Raw genomic sequence first — 1,232 nt, 5'->3', positions numbered from 1 at the left:
TTGACACTCCCCGCTCTAAAGAGACGGGGATTCTTGGTTCACAGAGATTACTTGCTTAGACAGAATTGCTTCTGAAAAAGTAGAGGTATTCTCTCCCCAAGCGTTTATTGGATCGAGCCCAAAGGTTCCGGTATGCCCTACCGTACTTAGTCCCCTTTTAAGGATGTTGATTGCGGCGTTTTCATCCCTATCCAAAACACATCCACATTTGCACTGATGGGTTCTAGTCGATAAAGATTTTTTGACAGTTTCACCACAGTTTGAACAGTTTTGGCTTGTATAATTCGGTGAGACAGCAATCGTTATCTTGCCGAATTTAACCCCAAAATACTCTATCCATTCCCGAAACTGATACCAGGCCGCATCATTTATCGATTTAGCTAGACAATGATTCTTGACTAAGTTCTTAACTCTTAAATCCTCGTAGGCTATCACATCATTAGAGTGAACTACGCACCTTGCTAATTTCACAGCAAAGTCTTGACGTTGCCTACTTACTTTAAGGTGAGCTTTAGCTAATCTTTGTCTAGCTTTTTGACGATTTTTACTTCCCTTTTTCTTTTTAGATAATCGCCTTTGAAGTCGTTTTAATCGTTTCTCAGACTTTCTCAAGAATTGAGGATTATCAACCTTGTTGCCATTGTGATCTGTATAGAAAGAAGCCAAACCTACATCTAAACCAATACACTTACCTGATGGTTTAACATCTTCTTTAACGTCACAAGAAAGGACAAATTGACAATAATAACCGTCCGCTCTCCGAATCAACCTAACCCGTTTAATATCGGATTCTTGAAAGTACCCTAAATCCCAAGTTCCTACCAACTTAAGAACACCAATGTTTTTCTTGTCAGTGAACTTAACAGTTTTAGGGCTAAGAAGCTTCCATCCTGATTGTTTGTATTCAACAGAGCGAGATTTTTTAAATTGAGGATACCCCTTTTTGCCTGATACTTTACGTTTACAGTTGTCGTAAAAACGACTAATTGAACTCCAAGCACGTTCAGCACTTGCCTGTCTAGCAGTTGAATTAAGTTCATCGGCAAATTTAAAGTCCTGAGCTAATTCTTTAGAATATCGGTATAAATCGTTCTTACCCGTACCTTTTGTATCCATCCATAACCTTACACATTTGTTACGGATGAATTGAGCAGTACGAATAGCATCGTCTATGGCTTGATACTGTTGAGTTTTAGCTTTAACTTTAAACTCTAAGACAAACATTTTACGCA

1 protein-coding gene is annotated in these 1,232 nt (G+C 38.6%); it reads right to left on the bottom strand.

The genetic code is table 11. The features are described 5' to 3' along the window. Positions 1 to 15: 15 nt before the first annotated feature. Positions 16 to 1,224 carry an RNA-guided endonuclease InsQ/TnpB family protein gene (locus O9332_RS20550; RefSeq protein ID WP_193958687.1) on the bottom strand — a complete coding sequence of 403 codons (1,209 nt, stop codon included), beginning with the start codon at positions 1,222 to 1,224 and terminating at the stop codon, positions 16 to 18. Between the last annotated feature and the right edge of the window lie 8 nt (positions 1,225 to 1,232).

Origin of the sequence: Microcystis sp. LE19-10.1B (assembly GCF_027530565.1) — a bacterium.
Taxonomy (GTDB): Bacteria; Cyanobacteriota; Cyanobacteriia; order Cyanobacteriales; family Microcystaceae; genus Microcystis; species Microcystis aeruginosa.
The sequence above is the reverse complement of the archived record's forward strand: the minus strand, read 5'-3'. Positions and strand labels throughout refer to the sequence as shown.

Excerpts from the sequence above, each read along its gene's own strand:
- O9332_RS20550 (WP_193958687.1), bottom strand. The coding sequence starts at position 1,224 with ATGTTTGTCTTAGAGTTTAAAGTTAAAGCTAAAACTCAACAGTATCAA.